This is a genomic window from Desulfofundulus salinus, from assembly GCF_003627965.1.
Classification (GTDB): Bacteria; Bacillota; Desulfotomaculia; order Desulfotomaculales; family Desulfovirgulaceae; genus Desulfofundulus; species Desulfofundulus salinus.
This window is the reverse complement of the sequence record NZ_RBWE01000001.1, coordinates 2,208,860-2,224,119: the sequence shown is the minus strand read 5'-3', so window position 1 is coordinate 2,224,119 and position 15,260 is coordinate 2,208,860. Positions and strand designations below refer to the sequence as shown.

At 51.4% G+C, this 15,260-nt stretch carries 20 protein-coding genes and 1 tRNA gene; 13 read left to right on the top strand and 8 right to left on the bottom strand.

Features of this window, described 5'->3' with window-relative positions; translation table 11 throughout:
• The first annotated feature begins 3 nt into the window (after nucleotides 1-3).
• The 11 genes from D7024_RS11405 to D7024_RS11360 all read left to right on the top strand — a co-directional run bounded on the left by D7024_RS11405 (nucleotide 4) and on the right by D7024_RS11360 (nucleotide 9,058).
• Complete coding sequence (locus D7024_RS11405; protein ID WP_121451915.1) at nucleotides 4-375, top strand: response regulator; 372 nt, start codon at nucleotides 4-6, stop codon at nucleotides 373-375.
• A 10-nt stretch (nucleotides 376-385) separates the two neighbouring features.
• Nucleotides 386-2,731: a chemotaxis protein CheA gene (locus D7024_RS11400; protein ID WP_121451914.1), complete on the top strand. Its 2,346-nt coding sequence runs from the start codon at nucleotides 386-388 to the stop codon at nucleotides 2,729-2,731.
• An 18-nt stretch (nucleotides 2,732-2,749) separates the two neighbouring features.
• On the top strand, nucleotides 2,750-3,691 hold the full coding sequence (locus D7024_RS11395) for an Hpt domain-containing protein (RefSeq protein ID WP_121451913.1): 942 nt from the start codon (nucleotides 2,750-2,752) through the stop codon (nucleotides 3,689-3,691).
• Between the two features lie 173 nt (nucleotides 3,692-3,864).
• A complete protein-coding gene (locus D7024_RS11390; protein ID WP_121452555.1) occupies nucleotides 3,865-4,152 on the top strand; it encodes a hypothetical protein in 288 nt (95 codons plus the stop codon).
• Between the two features lie 25 nt (nucleotides 4,153-4,177).
• Entirely contained in the window at nucleotides 4,178-4,468 is a 291-nt protein-coding gene (locus D7024_RS11385; protein ID WP_121451912.1) for a DUF6557 family protein, read from the top strand.
• A gap of 346 nt (nucleotides 4,469-4,814) precedes the next feature.
• On the top strand, nucleotides 4,815-5,234 hold the full coding sequence (locus tag D7024_RS11380) for a nucleoside recognition domain-containing protein (protein ID WP_121451911.1): 420 nt from the start codon (nucleotides 4,815-4,817) through the stop codon (nucleotides 5,232-5,234).
• Nucleotides 5,235-5,246: 12 nt separating this feature from the next.
• Nucleotides 5,247-5,726, top strand: coding sequence for a nucleoside recognition domain-containing protein (locus D7024_RS11375; RefSeq protein WP_121452554.1), 480 nt, complete (start codon nucleotides 5,247-5,249; stop codon nucleotides 5,724-5,726).
• Nucleotides 5,719-5,859 carry a hypothetical protein gene (locus D7024_RS14850; protein ID WP_165859351.1) on the top strand — a complete coding sequence of 47 codons (141 nt, stop codon included), beginning with the start codon at nucleotides 5,719-5,721 and terminating at the stop codon, nucleotides 5,857-5,859. The genes D7024_RS11375 and D7024_RS14850 overlap by 8 nt, the downstream gene beginning before the upstream one ends.
• 362 nt (nucleotides 5,860-6,221) lie before the next feature.
• The gene (locus D7024_RS11370) at nucleotides 6,222-7,232 is read left to right on the top strand and encodes an ABC transporter substrate-binding protein (protein WP_121451910.1); all 1,011 of its coding nucleotides are present in this window, start codon (nucleotides 6,222-6,224) and stop codon (nucleotides 7,230-7,232) included.
• A 39-nt stretch (nucleotides 7,233-7,271) separates the two neighbouring features.
• Nucleotides 7,272-8,258 carry an ABC transporter permease gene (locus D7024_RS11365; RefSeq protein ID WP_121452553.1) on the top strand — a complete coding sequence of 329 codons (987 nt, stop codon included), beginning with the start codon at nucleotides 7,272-7,274 and terminating at the stop codon, nucleotides 8,256-8,258.
• Nucleotides 8,255-9,058, top strand: a complete 804-nt coding sequence (locus D7024_RS11360; RefSeq protein ID WP_121451909.1) for an ABC transporter ATP-binding protein — start codon at nucleotides 8,255-8,257, stop codon at nucleotides 9,056-9,058. The genes D7024_RS11365 and D7024_RS11360 overlap by 4 nt, the downstream gene beginning before the upstream one ends.
• A 51-nt stretch (nucleotides 9,059-9,109) precedes the next feature.
• On the opposite strand, the gene D7024_RS11355 is transcribed toward D7024_RS11360, so the two are convergent.
• Both D7024_RS11355 and D7024_RS11350 read right to left on the bottom strand, forming a co-directional pair.
• Nucleotides 9,110-9,514 carry a type II toxin-antitoxin system VapC family toxin gene (locus D7024_RS11355; protein ID WP_121451908.1) on the bottom strand — a complete coding sequence of 135 codons (405 nt, stop codon included), beginning with the start codon at nucleotides 9,512-9,514 and terminating at the stop codon, nucleotides 9,110-9,112.
• Nucleotides 9,502-9,774 (bottom strand): YlcI/YnfO family protein, encoded by a 273-nt coding sequence (locus D7024_RS11350; protein ID WP_121451907.1) that lies wholly within the window; start codon nucleotides 9,772-9,774, stop codon nucleotides 9,502-9,504. Before D7024_RS11350 ends, D7024_RS11355 begins: the two co-directional genes overlap by 13 nt.
• A 78-nt stretch (nucleotides 9,775-9,852) precedes the next feature.
• On the opposite strand from D7024_RS11350, the gene D7024_RS15670 reads away from it, so the two are divergent.
• Entirely contained in the window at nucleotides 9,853-10,314 is a 462-nt protein-coding gene (locus D7024_RS15670; protein WP_121451906.1) for a hypothetical protein, read from the top strand.
• Between the two features lie 218 nt (nucleotides 10,315-10,532).
• Here the strand turns inward: D7024_RS15670 and D7024_RS11335 are convergent.
• The 5 genes from D7024_RS11335 to D7024_RS11320 all read right to left on the bottom strand — a co-directional run bounded on the left by D7024_RS11335 (nucleotide 10,533) and on the right by D7024_RS11320 (nucleotide 13,511).
• Nucleotides 10,533-10,608, bottom strand: a tRNA-Ala gene (locus tag D7024_RS11335).
• Between the two features lie 87 nt (nucleotides 10,609-10,695).
• A complete protein-coding gene (locus D7024_RS15425; RefSeq protein WP_279221000.1) occupies nucleotides 10,696-10,824 on the bottom strand; it encodes a hypothetical protein in 129 nt (42 codons plus the stop codon).
• Nucleotides 10,825-10,904: 80 nt separating this feature from the next.
• Entirely contained in the window at nucleotides 10,905-11,177 is a 273-nt protein-coding gene (locus D7024_RS11330) for a hypothetical protein (protein WP_121451905.1), read from the bottom strand.
• 116 nt (nucleotides 11,178-11,293) lie between these two features.
• On the bottom strand, nucleotides 11,294-11,842 hold the full coding sequence (locus D7024_RS11325; protein ID WP_121451904.1) for a hypothetical protein: 549 nt from the start codon (nucleotides 11,840-11,842) through the stop codon (nucleotides 11,294-11,296).
• Nucleotides 11,843-11,942: 100 nt separating this feature from the next.
• Nucleotides 11,943-13,511, bottom strand: a complete 1,569-nt coding sequence (locus D7024_RS11320; protein WP_121451903.1) for an ABC transporter substrate-binding protein — start codon at nucleotides 13,509-13,511, stop codon at nucleotides 11,943-11,945.
• Nucleotides 13,512-13,718: 207 nt separating this feature from the next.
• Between D7024_RS11320 and D7024_RS11315 the strand changes: the two genes are divergently transcribed.
• Nucleotides 13,719-14,585, top strand: coding sequence for a TIM barrel protein (locus D7024_RS11315; RefSeq protein WP_121451902.1), 867 nt, complete (start codon nucleotides 13,719-13,721; stop codon nucleotides 14,583-14,585).
• A gap of 20 nt (nucleotides 14,586-14,605) precedes the next feature.
• On the opposite strand, the gene D7024_RS11310 is transcribed toward D7024_RS11315, so the two are convergent.
• A complete protein-coding gene (locus D7024_RS11310; protein ID WP_121451901.1) occupies nucleotides 14,606-15,091 on the bottom strand; it encodes a DUF1269 domain-containing protein in 486 nt (161 codons plus the stop codon).
• Between the last annotated feature and the right edge of the window lie 169 nt (nucleotides 15,092-15,260).

Below are 15,260 nucleotides of genomic sequence, written 5' to 3'. Positions count from 1 at the left end.
GAGATGACCGCACGGGTGCTGGTGGTGGACGACTCGTCTACGGTGCGTGGTTACTACACTTCTATCTTGAGCAAAGCCGGCTTTACTGTGGACCAGGCGGCCAACGGTTACGAAGCCCTGGAAAAGTCGGTGGAGTTTGATTACGACCTTTTCATTGTGGACATAAACATGCCCAAGATGTCAGGTTACGAGCTGGTGCGGCAGCTAAGGGAGGATGAGAGAGGGGCCGGGGTGCCGGTGGTGATCATCTCGACGGAAGCAAAGGACAGCGACCGCCTGGAAGGTTACCGGGCCGGGGCCAACCTCTTCCTGGTAAAGCCGGTAAGACCGGAAAGGCTTCTTTTTCTGACCAAGATTATCTCTGGAGTGAGGTAGCGGGCGAAAAATGAATTTGGAAAAGATTAAAGGAGTTCTTGACAAAACCGGGTTTTTAGCCTTTTCCCTGGCCCAAGAGCCTGGCGGTGAGGCATTAAATCAGCTCCTGGAAAAAGTAAAAGGTTTGGTTGAAGTTACGAAAGAGTGCGGGCTGGAATCCTGGCACGGGCTGGCGATTTATTTGCTGAGGGTTCTCAACCGGTTAAAAGCGGGCGAAGCTGCCGTTTCGGTGCAATTAACCGAGCTCCTCGGCGGCATCTTTGAGTTTTTGCTGGAGGCCGTGGAGAACGCAGAAAAAGAAGGAGATCTGCAAATGGACGAGGAAGCGTGCCGGGAAAGGATTGACCGGTTGAACCAACTGCTTAGCGGTGCTGACTCAGTCCACATTTCTCAAAAAACAGAAGAAAGCCTTGATTTATTGGCCGGTCAGGTAGAAGTAAACAAGTGTCTTTATGAAGTGAGCCTGGAGGTGCAGGCTGCGGATGAATCACTCGATTTGCTGGCTGTTTACGGTAAGCTGGCCTCCTGCGGAGAGGTGCTCCGCGTTCTGGTAAGCGGAACAGAAGGCATGAACACCAGCCAGGCAAAGGATTTGTCCTCCTGCCTGTCCTTGCATTTTTACCTTAGTTCTGATTTCGGTGCCCATGCTCTGGAAAATGCTCTTCGTACAATACTGGGAGACTCACCGGGCGCCCGGTTAGCCGTTTTACCAGTATTTCCCGGAAGCAGCAAGAGTAATAATGCAGAGCCAGAAGAAAAGCCAGTTTTTCTTCCTGACGCCCAGGTGATTAGTGAAGAAAAATTTCGACGGGAAAAAAGCGTTTCTTCTTTAGATGATCAATTAACTAAAGAAGAAACAGAAACTCTACAGATGATTTTAGCGCAACAGAAAGAACGCTTCATGCAGCCGGGTAGCCAGGAAGATTTTCCGCGTCAGGTCCTCTCGGCAGCCAGAATTTTAGCGGGGATAGGTACATATTTTAACAGGCCCGAGATAAGAAAAAAAGCAGAGGAATTCCTGGATAACCCGGGTTCCGAACGGCAGAGAGAATTCTTTTCCCTCCTGGACGAAGCCGAGAAAATGGCCAGGAGTTTGACTGCAAAAGAAAGTGCTCCAATTGTTTCAGCTTCCGGGAAATCTGAAGGAACCAAAGTGCCTGCCCCTGCTGCCGCGGGCAAGAGCATCCGGGTGGATGAAACCAAGGTGGATTACCTGATGGCGCTGGCAGGCGAACTGGTGGTGACGTGCAATGCTCTGCTTTACGTAGCCAGGAAGGTGGAAGGGGAATACGGCCTGGTTGAAGTGGCCGGAGAGCTAAAAGAGCAACATGCGGGGCTGGACAGGTTGGTTCGGGAGCTGCAAGATGCCGTGATGGACATGAGGCTCCTCCCGGCCAGTTATCTCTTCCGGAAGTTTCCGCGCATGGTGCGCGATCTGGCCAGGGAGCTTGGTAAAGAGGTCGAGTTGCGTTTGGAAGGAGAGGAGACGGAAATCGATAAGGCCGTTATGGAAGCGGTCGGCGAGCCCATGGTCCACCTGGTGCGCAATGCTATAGACCACGGTCTAGAGCCTGCTGAGGAAAGGTTGGCCCAGGGAAAAGAAGCCACGGGTACAATAACTCTCCGGGCCCTCAGGGAGGGGAGCAAAATGCTGCTGGAGGTGGAGGATGATGGCCGGGGCATCGACGTAGAGCGCGTGCGGCAGAAAGCGGTCTCGGTCGGGCTCGTGTCAGCGGAGGAGGCCACAACCTTGACCGAGGAACAGCTGATCGAGTTTCTCTTTGCCCCCGGTTTCAGCACGATGGAAGAAGTGACAGAAGTTTCGGGAAGAGGGGTGGGCATGGATGCGGTCAGGGCAGCCGTGCACAGCCTGGGAGGGAGCGTAAAAATCAAAACAACTCCCGGTTCCGGCACCAGGGTGAGAATGGAGCTTCCGCTCACTTTAGCCACCTCGCGCGTCCTGCTGGTGGTGCAGGACGGCAGGAAGTACGGGTTACCAATCGCAGATGTAAGGGAAATGGTTAAAGTCCGCCCTGATGATCTGGCCAGCATGCAAGGAAAAAGGGTTGCCGTGATCCGCGGTGAGTTAATGCCCGTGCTTTTCCTGGGTGAGTTTTTCGGGGAGGGCAAAAAAGAGACCGGTGACGAAGAGCTGTGCCTGGTGATCCTGACGAGCGGCTTTGCGCTGGTCGTAGATGATTTCCTGGGTCAAGAGGATGTTGTGCTTAAGTCTCTTCCAGCAGGTTTTGGTTCCGGTTCCTGTTTTGCCGGGGCGGCCATTCTTGGGGATGGGAGTATCTTGCTGGTTCTGGACCCGCATCGTATGTGGGGGCAGTTCCAGCAGACAGATCATTAAGCGGAGGTGTTAGGAACAATGTATAGCGAAGAATCCCTTCCCTACGTGGAGGCCTTTCTGGAAGAAACCGCTGAACAGCTCCAGGAATTAGAAAGCAAGCTGGTGTTCCTGGAAAAGAACCCCACCGACCGCACCTGTATAGACGATATTTTCAGGATTGCCCACAACCTTAAAGGCAATGCAGCAACGGTGGGTTTTGAGGAAATGGCTTCTCTGGCCCACCGTATGGAAGACCTGCTAGACGGCATGAGGAAAGGGAAGATTTCTTCTTCCGGGGAAATTATCGACACGTTGCTAAATTCTCTTGACGCTCTAAAAGGGCTTGCCGACAAATTCTGCGGGAAGGACGAGGGCGTCCTTGAGCTGAGTAACCTGGTGAATAAACTGGAGTATCTGGCTCACGGTGGGCATGATGCTGGCGCTCATGCAGGCCCGAAAGAAATATTAATCAAACTCGAGGATAGCTGCGATATGAAGGCAGCTCGCGCTTGCGTGGTGATAAGGGCCCTGGAGGAACTGGTGGAAATTATTGAGGTTAAGCCCTCGTTTGATGAGATTAAGGAGCATGGTTTTGAAGGCACGGAAATAAAAGCGAGGTTTTTCGCCAGGGAGAATCTGGACACTGTAAACGAGGCTCTCCAGGCTATTCCTGGCGTCAAGGCGGTAGAGTTGTCTGGAGAAGAAAAAACGCTAAATATTAGGGCAGGCGCGCGCCTGGATCTGCGGATAGTGGAGGAACGCTTCAGAAATGCCGATAGGGCGGTTGTAGATTTAACCGACCTGCGGGAACTCAGCCCGGCCGCTTTGAGCTGGCTCCTCAGGATCAGTAGACTGGCCAAAGTTAAGCTTATATTGCCCCAGCAACCTCTTTCAAAGAAATTTTTGGAACTATTGGGACTTGGTGAAAGCGACAACTGCAGCGGCACCATTTCTGGGCCGGCCACGGCGAAAGAAGCGTAGCAAAGGGTGTTGGATCGCCAGGGGTGTTTTAGCCTGGTGGTTTTGTGCTTAATGTCCAAGATAAGGCAAGTGGCACCATAGCAGATGATGTTCGGAAAGGTATAACAGTTATACTTTTTTCGAGAAACCTTGTAGTCCAGAGTCACTTTTGCGAAAAATGCGGGGTGGTATCTGTGGAATCTGTCCTGACCGAGCGCGAGCGACGGTTGGCTGGGCTCTTCTTGCGGTGCCTCGTCCAGGCCAGTAAGTACGGGCCGGTGGACGTGGGCACCTTCATCCACTCTTTCCGGGAATACCTGTACGGCAGTTTCGTTCCGCCGGAAAGACAAAGACCCTGGAGGCAGTTCAGATGCCTTAACTGCGGCGTAGGGTTTTTCGCCGAAAAGTCGGACCGGAAGTTCTGCAGCGAATCTTGTGCGGCTGCGTGGAACAGTAAAAACAGGGCCAGAAAGAGAGCGTAATAAGGCCGGGTACCTTTTTCAGGGGGTGCCCGGTTTTTCCTTTAGAACAAACGCCCTGGACTTCTGCCTGTTCAGGGAATGGGCGGGCTTTCTGGTGGATGAAGGGTTACTGCGAAGGATGCGGCTCCCGGAGATCGCCGCCTGCGTACTGTGGGAGATGACCTTCTACGGGTGTTTGGGCGAAGATATCCTGACCCCCAGGCGGGAAGTCGAGGAAAGCCTGCGGGAGTACAGGGAGCACCCGGAGCGGTGCGTTCCGCTCCTGGAGGCATTCGAGAAAGAACCTGACTTCACGATCTTACGTCAAGTAAGCTAAAATTACGTCGAAATAGAATAGTGGGGTCGAAAAGTTAAAAAGCTATTTTGTTCAATCCGAATCCTGGAGGGCAAACCCGGCGAAAGCCGGGGGCGCTTGGGCATCACCACCATATTCGAGGTACTGTTGGCCAACTGCTATCAATACCCATTCCACGATACAGCAATCGCGCGATTTACCGGTCCCAGTACTGTACCCGCTGTGGAATCAGGCATTGATTTTGTTGGCCTCGGTACCCGTAATATGGGAACCGGTTCCCAACCATCCGGTCAACCCATATTATTCCTAAACTGGAATCTGGGGTTGTCCGGTGGTTCTAATACTATGATACGAGAGAGGGATTATAATGATCACCGTAAGCACGGTTAAACGGGGGTTGCACAAAGGTTTTTATACCACCTGGGAACTGACCAAAGTAGTGGTTCCGGTATACATTGTGGTGACGTTTTTGAAGTACACTCCCGCCATGGACTTTATTGCCCGGTTTTGTGAACCGGCCATGAAAATACTCGGGTTGCCGGGCGAGGCTTCTATTGTGCTGGTGTTGGGCAACCTGTTAAACATTTATGCCGCCATAGGGGCTATTTCCTCGTTACACCTTTCGGCCAAGGCCATAACCATTCTGGCCACCATGCTGCTGATCTCCCACAGCCTGCTCATTGAATCGGCAGTTTCCAGGAGGACCGGCGTGAGTCCCCTGCTCATGGGCGGGTTCAGGCTGGTCGTGTCCCTGCTGGCGGGGGCGGCTTTAAATCTTTTGTTATAAGGGGGAGCTATGGTGGATTGGCTGGCATTCGCCCGGGAAGCGGGAAGAGGCGTATTTGAGAACATAGCTATTATGGCTGCTATTATTTTTCCTTTAATGCTCCTGATGGAAATGGCCAGGGATGCTCAGCTTCTGGATCGGTTTTCCAGAAAGGTATCTCCCGTGTTGAAAGTTTTCGGTATGAGTGGGGAAGCCTCGCTGCCGCTTCTGGTGGGTGGCGTTTTTGGCCTTGCCTATGGTGCCGGGGTAATCATCGAGTCGGCCAGGAGCGGGAGAATTGCCTGGCGGGACCTGTTTTTAGTGAACGTTTTCCTCTCCCTGTGCCATTCCGTGATTGAGGATACGGCGCTGTTTATAGCCCTGGGGGCCGATCCAGTGGTTATTCTGGGGGGACGCTTGGTACTGGCAGTGGTTATAACTTATCTGGTAAGCCGCAGTGGCTGGCTGGCCAATATGGAACGTGGGAAATTGAAGGTACCGGTGGATGGCTAAGGAATTAACTTCCACAGTGAAAGGAGTACAGCCGCAGTGCGGTGAAAATTTGCTCCGGAAAGATAAAGAAAAAATATTTTGCCAGGGCGTTGTATTTGCACTAAAAAGAAAAAGCCATTACGGCACCTGGTAATGGAAGGATATCAACACTCATTGCTCCTGGTTACAGGAACGCTATTTAAACCTGAGACGGACCAGGTAATATAAGGATCGTTGACACTTTAGTTTTCGGTGGGTATAATCGTAGTAAGCTCTGAGCTTTAACCATTTATTAATTTTATTTAGTTAGTTTTAGAAGAGAGCCCTTTGCCGGGGGAGATAGTTTTGCTGAGATGAGGTGAGACGATTTGGGTTAATGGCCGGCGCTCATTGGGGCGGCGGCTTTTAGTTTTTAAGAAAGGGGGAGATGAGCAAAGTTATGGGCGAGAGGCAAGCCAGCGAAAAGGACGTAAACTATAATTATTTTTTACAGGTTGTTTACAGGAGGTATTGTTGATGTTTAAGAAGTTAATGATTTTGATAATGTGTTTGGGATTATTCTCTTTCGCTGCCGGGTGCGGGCAGCAAAGTAAAAGCACATCAGAAGAGCAGAAAGGGCAGAAAGATATTCCGGTTGTAGGTATTCTACAGCTTGTATCCCACCCGGCCCTGAACCTTGATTACCAGGGTTTTGTCGACCAGATGAAAGAAGAAGGCTTTATTGACGGTAAAACCGTTAAGTTTGATTTTCAAAACGCGCAGGGCGACCTCAATATGACCAAAACGATTGCCGATAAGTTTGTCGCCGATAAGGTAGATGCTATTCTGGCCATTACTACACCCAGTTCGCAGGCTGCCGTTCAGGCTACCAAGGGTACCGGTATTCCGGTGGTCTTCATTGCCGTTTCCGATCCAGTAAAAGCGGGCTTGATTAAAGCCGTCGGGGAACCGACCGGCACCAATATTACCGGTGTAGCCAGTAACGACCCGATAGTGCAGCAGATGGACCTGATTGAGGAAATGGTACCGGATATGAAACGCCTCGGTATAATGTATAACCCCGGCGAAGACAATTCGGTTAGGAATGTAAATCTCATCAAGGAGTACGTGGCTGGCAAAGGCTGGGAAGTTATAGAGGGCACGGTCAGCAGCAGTAGCGAAGTCCAGATGGCGGCACAGTCGCTGGTAGGCCGTGTGGATGCTGTTTTTATGCCGCAGGATAACACGGTAATGTCGGCAGTGCAATCGGTGATTAAGGTATGCCGGGATAATAAGATTCCGTTCTTTACCGGCGACACCGAATCGGTAAAGGCCGGTGCCGTCGCTACCATTGGTAATGATGAATACGACTGCGGCCGCCAGGGTGCCGAACTGATGGCACGTGTCTTGCGTGGCGAAAATGCAGGTAGCATCCCGCCGGAAGAAATACGCAAGCGCACCCTGTTGATTAATAAGAAGGCGGCTGACGCTATAGGTCTTGAAATTCCGCAATCCTTGCTTAATCGCGCTGACGATGTTATTAAATAAAATTGGGAGTATGAGTGTTGGCGGAAAGTAGTGAGGGCCTTGGAAAATGTTCTGATTAATGCTCTGGAACAAGGGTTAATATACGCCTTTATGGCAATGGGAGTGCTCTTGACCTTTATAATGCTCGGGTTTCCCGACCTGACGGTCGAGGGTACTTTCCCCCTCGGGGCCGCTGTGACTGCCACGGCGGTCGTATCTGGTATTAGTCCCGTTTATGCCGTGATACTAGGCAGTTTGGCGGGCGGTTTAGCAGGAGCGGCCACCGGCTTGATGCACACCAAGTTAAAGATCAATAACATCCTGGCCGGTATTATAACCACCAGCGCCATTTATACCATTATGCTGCGGCTTATGGGGCGGCCTAACACCCCCCTTTTGTCCTATGATAACGTTTACGGGCAAGTACTGGGGTGGATCGGTATCTCCCAGAGCCAGTTAACGGCAATACAAAACCATATTGCCATCATCCTGATTTTGTCAGTTGCAGTTCTGGTTTTAAGGCTCATAATGGGATGGTTCCTTGCTACTGACCTGGGCCTGGCCATCAGGGCCACAGGAAATAACGAACGTATGATTCGCAACCTGGGCGTTAATACAGATAATACCAAGCTAATAGCCCTCGTCATATCCAATTGTTTAGTAGCGTTTTCAGGGGCTCTGGCCTGTCAGGTGCAGGGTTTTGCCGACGTGGGAATGGGTATCGGGGTTCTGGTAGCTTCCATAGCCTCGGTAATTATCGGTGAAAGCCTTTTTGGCAAGCGCAGCGTCGGGTGGCTTTTAACCGGGGTCATTTTAGGTTCCATTTTTTATCGCGGCGTTCTGGCCCTGGCCCTGCATTTAGGTTTCCCGGCACACGATTTTAAGCTTATTACTGCTGTGCTAGTGCTGGCCGCCTTAAGTATTCCTCTGCTCAAATACAAAAAGCGTAAAAACGGAGTGTTTAACGGCAGCACAGTCCTTCGCTGGCATCAGGCCATACTTAGTCTTTTTGAGAACAAAGCCGGTGGGCGGGATGTGACAAGATGATTCGACTGGAGGGCGTAAGTAAATATTTTTTCGCCGGCACACCTAATCAGGTTAAAGCTTTGGATAACATAAATTTGCATATCCGGCCGGGTGATTTTGTTACTGTTATCGGTAGTAACGGTGCAGGCAAATCTACCCTGCTAAACGTCATTGCCGGTGTCATAGAAGTTGACGAGGGGCGGATAGAGCTGGACGGTAAGGACGTAACCGATCAACCGGAATATCGCCGGGCGGGTTTTATAGGGTACATTGACCAGAATCCCCTTGCCAGCACGGCGGCCGATATGACCGTAGAAGAAAACCTTGCTATGGCCTTTATGCGCGGTAAGCGCCGCGGGTTATCACGGGCTGTTACCGGGTCCCGTGTAATGGCCTTCAAGAATGCCTTATCACAAATCGGCATGGGCTTGGAGAACCGCCTGAAGGTTCCGGTAGGCACTCTTTCCGGCGGCCAGCGGCAGGCCCTGGCTCTCGCTATGGCAACCGTTGTACAGCCCAAGTTGTTGCTCCTGGACGAACATACCGCTGCGCTCGACCCGAAGGCCGCCCGCCTAATAATGGATATTACAGACCGGTTAATAAGAACCAATAAACTAACAACCCTGATGGTTACGCACAATATGGAGCAAGCCTTGCGTTACGGCAACCGGCTGATAATGATGCACCGCGGGAAAATTATATTAGATGTCGGGCCCCATGAAAAGCAACGTCTCTCCGTACCTGACCTGGTCAAGAGGTTCACGCAAAGCAGTGGGGATGTATTTGATGACGACCGGGTACTTCTGGCTCAGGTCGAATAATTACAAAGCTAAAGTTTGATTAGCTTTGTATAGGGAAAATTGACCTCTTCTCTATGACTTTTCTATAGCTTCTTTTCCGGGAAGTAAGGCTTCGACAGTGGGAAAATCTTTGATATTTGCGGTGACTACCTTCAGGTTATTCAGTTCGGCCGTCGCCGCGATGAGGCAGTCCGCCATTCCCAGGGTTCTGCCCTTCGCGGCCTGATCCCGCCGGATTTCGGCGGCGCGTCCGGCCACCTTACGGTCTACCGGTAATATTTCCCACCCTTCCAGAAGCCTGTCCACAGCGGCACGCGCCTTTTTCGTGCGTGCTCCGTACAATAGCTCGTGATAAACAATCACACTGGTGACCGCTGAACCGGACGCCACAGCCTGTTCCAGCCGGGCGTTCTCATCGAGGGACAGCCTTCCGGTCAGGTGGTCGATCAAGACGCAGGTGTCGATCAGGTAGCCCATACCGGCGGTTCACCCTCCTCCCTGCGCACCTTCCGGACCCAGTCCGCTGCTGGAATTTCCGCCCATTCCGGAGCGTCCTCCGGTCCGAGCACTCCACGGGTTTCTCTCAGCCCCCGGAGCCGCATTTCACGGGCCACTTTTTCCGCGACCGCCTGAACAATGAACTCATTGCGGCTTATACCCAGGAGCTCAAGGAGTTTTTCCATTTGCGCGACGATGCTTTTGGGCAACCTAATATGTACCATACGAGTGTTATCCATTTGGTAACACCTCCTGTTACATAAACATGTTACCACAACGTTTTGAAAAGGTCAATTACGGAGCAATGAGGTGACCATTTGTTTCTAAAAACGATGATCTGGTCGTTGCCGGTGAGGAAACTACACGGTGTGGGGCCACACACGGAAGAAAGATTGCGTCAGATTGGGGTCAGGACGGGGGTGTTCGTCATCTGCGATCACTTTGCCTTAACTGTTGCTCCGGAAGCAATCAGCAAAACCCAGTATTTATGCGGCTTTGCGGATTTGGGAGTTTCAGGTAACACCCGTTATTTCAGCACTTATTCAACTGTGAAGGTGTACATAAGGTGTACAAAACGAACCCGCCAGGCCGGGAATATCAACGGCTGGCGGGTTTATAAGGTGTACGGCAACCCGGTGGGAAACTCCCGCCGGGGAAAGCTGAGGGAATTGGCGCAGTTAAAGCCAGTGGAAAAACAAAAAAGGCGGGGATGTGGAAAAATGGCTGCAGGCGACTTTACCGGCATTAAAAGGGCCTTTTGCCGACTGGCTGTAGATTAAGCATGTTTTACGGGAACTGGCCCGGAGGGGGGTGTTCATCATCTGCGGTCGCCATCAATGAATAGAGCCCTGGAAACTGCCTATTGGAAGTCCCAGGGCTTGATGAGCTTAACCGAACGCTATCAAAGTCTTCGTCAAGCTTGGTGAACCGCCGGATGCGGACCCGCACGTCCGATGGTGTGAGAGGACGGGGGCTAGCTGCCCCCTCCTACTCGATCTGGTGGAGGCAATGGGACTCGAACCCACGACCTCTAGAGTGCGATTCTAGCGCTCTCCCAGCTGAGCTATGCCCCCACGGCAATTTGCATTATACCATGAAACCGCCACGGTTACAAGGGGTTTAGATACTGAGCCGCAGAAATTGGCGCCCTGCGCCTGTGGTTAATTTTTAGGCTGGATACGGCTGTAGATGGAGTAGGCCGCCAGGGACAGCCAGCCCGCACCCATGAGTAATCCCACAGGTATGGCCCACCAGGTGGAAGGGTTTCTTTTTTTATCTGCTTTGAACATTTCCACACCTCCGGGTTTATTATTTCCTGGGCGGGAATATTTGAAACAAAGCCCTACCCGGCGAGGGTAGGGATATATCTTCATGAAACCTTTTGCATGGTTTCTTGTCTTTGCTTTTTATTGTATTGCTCCTCGGCATAATCCGTTGAAATCAGGTAGAGGTTCACCCACAGTTCATGTTCATTGTTCTTGCCTTCCAGCTCTTTAGCCAGTTCTTTAAATTTCTTCTCTACGCGGTCTTTAAAGGCAGAAAACTCCATCAGTAAATCCACCACTTCCCGGTGACTGTAAGAAGCACCGTCCCGCAGTGTTTTCACTAAGATTCCCCCCCAAAAATCAATTCTTATACTCATTATACATTTTCAGGAAAAATTGTTAAGGGGTAGACGGTGTCTAAAAGATCCCACTTTTGTAGTACAAAAACACAACGGGGTCCTTAAAAAGACCCCGTTAGCAACAAACCGTCAATTTACACGTTTGATAGGACCCCTGTGTAGTTTGGCGAGTAGTTGCCCTGCTCGTAAGTGCTACCCTGGAATCCGCCGCCTTGTAAGCCGGACTGCTGGAAGCCACCGTACTGTCCTGCGGTACCAAACTGCTGTCCGGTCTGGTAACCACCGAATTGTCCGGTAGTTCCTTGGGTGGCATACTGGCTAATGTTATAACCTCCAGTGCCGGTAGTTCCGAAGCGGGCGGTGCCGAACTGCTCGCCAGTCTGTCCGTATTGGCCGGCGAAGGATTGATAGCCCTGGGTATATCCGCCAAATCCTGTCTGTCCCACACCGTATTGCGCGGCATAGCCGCCTGCGGTTTGTCCGAATTGACCCTGCGTCTGAACTGTGGAGCTAATTTGTTGGGCCATACTGCTCAGGCTATTCAGATCCTGTTGCATTTGGCCGGCGAGAAAGGTGAGGCGCTGCAAGTGCTGTTGCTGGAGTTGGCTGCACAGTTGGCTGATAGAGCTTGCTTCATCCCTTAATCTTTGAATCTGCTGCTGCATTTGAACGATCTGGTGCATTTGACACTCCCCCTCAAAATGATTGTACTTTTCAGCCATAGTATGGTTGCCAAATTCCAGCTTTATAACTGGTATATTTAGGAATTACCAAAATTTTATTTTATTTGCATATTTGTACATTACCTAAATAAGGTATCCCCTGGGGGCGTGTAATTACTCCTTGAACATTATCAGCCATAACCAGGGTGTGTAAACTATGGTGGAGAAATACCATAGGTGCATCCTCCCGGATGCGCTGGAGAACATCCCGGTAGATCTGTGCCCGAAGACTGCTGTCCAGTGTTTGTTGAGCGGTGATGAGCAGGGTATCTACCTGGGGATTACGGTAACGGGTGGTATTAAGACCGCAGGCAATTTGTTCTGAGGAAAAGAGCGTATAAAGGAAATTGTCCGGATCACCGTTATCGCTCGTCCATCCATAAATAAAGGCGTCTCCTTCCTGTCGGAAGAGTGCTTTTTTAAATTCGTCCCAGGGGTAAGCCTTAATGGAACAGGAAAAACCGGCCCTTTCCAGTTGTTCGGCCAGGGCCCGGCCCAGCCTTTCTCCCCCCGCGGGGTTGTAGGGACGGGAGTTGGCATAAACCAAAAGGGTAATTTGTAACCCGGGGGTGTAGCCGGCAGCAATTAATTCCCGGCGAGCCCTTTCGGGTTCTGGTCGCAATGGTTCGGGAGTTTGTTCATAACCCAGGGTTCCAGGGGGTAGGGGGCCTCCAGCCGTGATTGTTTGCCCGGGGAATAATAATTCTGCCAGTGCTTGAGGGTCACAGGCCTGCCGGGCCACCCGGCGCAGCGCAACGTCACGAAATGGACCTTTATTTGTAAAAAAGCCCAGGTAGCTGATGTCAAGACCTGGTGTATTGATCACCCGGAACCCCTTATTTTTTAAGGCCATCATTTCTTGCGGAGGAATGCCTTCACTGATCTGGGCGCTTCCAGATAAAAGGAGTTTTATTCTCATGTTCGGGTCGGGAACAGTGCGGAAAATAACTCCTGATATGGACGGCTTAACTCCCCAATAGCGGGGGTTGGCTACAAGAGTTATTTCGTTATTTGGTTTCCACTGTTGAAAGACAAAAGGTCCCGTTCCGGCAGGGTGTTTCCAGAATTCCTCTTTGTACTGTTGTACCGCCTGGGGACTGACCATCGGGGCGGCTACAGGCATGGCCAGGTTATAAAGAAAAGGAGCGTAAGGGTATTTTAAATTAAAGCGTACAGTTAACGAGTCTATTACTTCTACAGATTGGACCATCCCGTAAGTAAAAGTGGCGTAGGTATAGCGATTTTGTTGATTTAGCAATCTCTCGACGTTAAACTTCACCGCCTCAGCATTAAAAGGAGTACCGTCGTGAAAGGTTACGTTTGGCCTGAGATAGAAAGTCCACTGCCGCCCATCCCGGGAAACTTCCCAGCGGGTGGCCAGGCAGGGTTCTACTTCCGTACCCGTCCTGAGCCGTACCAACCCCTCGTAGATATTGGCCAGTACGCGGGCGGAAGCCAGGTCGTCAGCCCGGGTAGGGTCAAGGGTACGGGCATCGTTTTCCTGCAGGTAAACTAAAAAGTCCTGTTTTTCCTTTAGCCAGGATGTGGGTACGACCGCCACCAATCCTTTTATGTAAAAAAACCACAGACACAAAAAGAGGGTTAGGAAAAAAATGAGCCGCTTGACCATAACTTTTCCCTCCAAATTCCAATGATTTTGCGAAAGGGAAGCAATGTATAATTCTGCTTGCAATGGAAAATACCTCTAATAAATAATCGTTAAACTCTGTCATTTTCTTTTTTCTGGGGAGGAAAGGGGCGGCCGTTGTCGAAATTACTGGCTGTTGCTTTTTGGCGAGGAGAAGTGTTAACTTTAGCAAGGGGAAGGAGTATTGTGATGGGCATACGTTTCGGGCCGGCGGGAAATCCGCCGTCCTTTCAGGCCCAGGGGTATAAAAGTTCCCTGGACATGCCCGCGTGGTTAAGGGCGCAGGGTCTTAATGCCTACGAATATCAGTGTGTGCGGGGAGTGCATATTGGAGAAACTACGGCCCGGAAACTTGGAGAAGTGGCCCGGGAAAATGGGGTTTTCTTAAGCATTCATGCCCCCTATTACATCACTTTGGGGACTACTGACCCCGTTTTCAGGGAAAAAACAAAGATGCATTTGCTGAAATCCATACAGGCCGCCCGGTGGATGGGGGCTTCGCCGGTGGTCTTTCACCCGGGTACGGGAGGTGGAAAGGACCGGGTCGGCGCCATGGCCAGGGCCAGGGAGCTATTGCTGGAGATTCTGGCGGTAGCAGAGGACATGGGATTGGGGAATATCCGGGTGGCGCCGGAAACGGCGGGTAAACCGGCCCAACTGGGTAATCTGGATGAGGTGCTGGAATTGTGTACCCTGGATCCCCGGGTGGTGCCGGCCGTGGACTTTGCCCATTTACATGCGGCTGGCCAGGGGGCATTGAAAACGGTGGAGGATTTTGCAGCCGTTTTAGATCTGGTTGAAAGCCGGTTGGGCAAAGAGGCGGTTCAGAAACTGCATATTCATTTCAGTCCCATTGAATTCACCAGAGCAGGGGAAAAGAGACACCGCACCACATTGGATGATGGTTATGGTCCTGATTTCAGCCTTTTGGCCCGGCTGATTGTGGAAAGAAACCTCACCCCCACCATTATCTGCGAATCCTGTGATCGCCAGGTTGAAGACGCCCTCGTCTTTAAAGCACTTTACGAGCAGATAAAAGAAAAGGCAGGGGATTGATTTCCCCCGCCTTTGGTATTCTAGTGGGTTTCCACGTCCTGGCCGCCAAACTGGCGCAAAACCGCGGCTGCGTCATTGGCTTTGTTATCATCGCACCGCACGGAAACCAGGATGTTGCCTTGTTTGACCTTTTCTTCGTAGTAGCGTCCCCGTTCTGCCGGGATGCCCCAGTCGATCAATCCTCCGGCAATTCCCCCGGTAGCAGCGCCGGAGAGCAATCCCGCAATGGGGCCGGCGGCTACTATTGGTCCAATGCCGGGGATAGCCAGGGCTCCGGCACCGGCCACCAGGCCGGCCAGGCCACCCAGCACCCCTCCGGTAGCTGTCCCATCAACAACCGGGTCGCCGCCCATCATTGGCCCGGCGTCGGCCCGGCGTTCCCCGCGGGCTACATCCTCTTTGGCCACCATGGAAATTTCACGGTCAAAACCTCTGGAACGCAGCTCCGCAACCGCTCTTTCCGCCGATTCCTTCGCACTAAAAGTTCCCAGTACTGTTTTTGCCATGTTGTGACCTCCTCGACTACAAGTTTCACCATTCGATGGTTAGAATGTAATCGGGAGGATTTTTTCATACCAGGGAAATTATGGCACAAGTTCCTGGTGAATAAAATAGTTTATTTTTTCATGTCTTCTGCTATAATATAACTTGTTGTTTTTGGTTAAGACCATGGAA

Coding starts and splice junctions, on each gene's coding strand:
- D7024_RS11405 (WP_121451915.1), top strand. CDS start 4: ATGACCGCACGGGTGCTGGTGGTGGACGACTCGTCTACGGTGCGTGGT.
- D7024_RS11400 (WP_121451914.1), top strand. CDS start 386: ATGAATTTGGAAAAGATTAAAGGAGTTCTTGACAAAACCGGGTTTTTA.
- D7024_RS11395 (WP_121451913.1), top strand. CDS start 2,750: ATGTATAGCGAAGAATCCCTTCCCTACGTGGAGGCCTTTCTGGAAGAA.
- D7024_RS11380 (WP_121451911.1), top strand. CDS start 4,815: ATGATCACCGTAAGCACGGTTAAACGGGGGTTGCACAAAGGTTTTTAT.
- D7024_RS14850 (WP_165859351.1), top strand. CDS start 5,719: ATGGCTAAGGAATTAACTTCCACAGTGAAAGGAGTACAGCCGCAGTGC.
- D7024_RS11370 (WP_121451910.1), top strand. CDS start 6,222: ATGTTTAAGAAGTTAATGATTTTGATAATGTGTTTGGGATTATTCTCT.
- D7024_RS11360 (WP_121451909.1), top strand. CDS start 8,255: ATGATTCGACTGGAGGGCGTAAGTAAATATTTTTTCGCCGGCACACCT.
- D7024_RS11355 (WP_121451908.1), bottom strand. CDS start 9,514: ATGGGCTACCTGATCGACACCTGCGTCTTGATCGACCACCTGACCGGA.
- D7024_RS11350 (WP_121451907.1), bottom strand. CDS start 9,774: ATGGATAACACTCGTATGGTACATATTAGGTTGCCCAAAAGCATCGTC.
- D7024_RS15425 (WP_279221000.1), bottom strand. CDS start 10,824: ATGTTCAAAGCAGATAAAAAAAGAAACCCTTCCACCTGGTGGGCCATA.
- D7024_RS11330 (WP_121451905.1), bottom strand. CDS start 11,177: ATGAGTATAAGAATTGATTTTTGGGGGGGAATCTTAGTGAAAACACTG.
- D7024_RS11325 (WP_121451904.1), bottom strand. CDS start 11,842: ATGCACCAGATCGTTCAAATGCAGCAGCAGATTCAAAGATTAAGGGAT.
- D7024_RS11320 (WP_121451903.1), bottom strand. CDS start 13,511: ATGGTCAAGCGGCTCATTTTTTTCCTAACCCTCTTTTTGTGTCTGTGG.
- D7024_RS11315 (WP_121451902.1), top strand. CDS start 13,719: ATGGGCATACGTTTCGGGCCGGCGGGAAATCCGCCGTCCTTTCAGGCC.
- D7024_RS11310 (WP_121451901.1), bottom strand. CDS start 15,091: ATGGCAAAAACAGTACTGGGAACTTTTAGTGCGAAGGAATCGGCGGAA.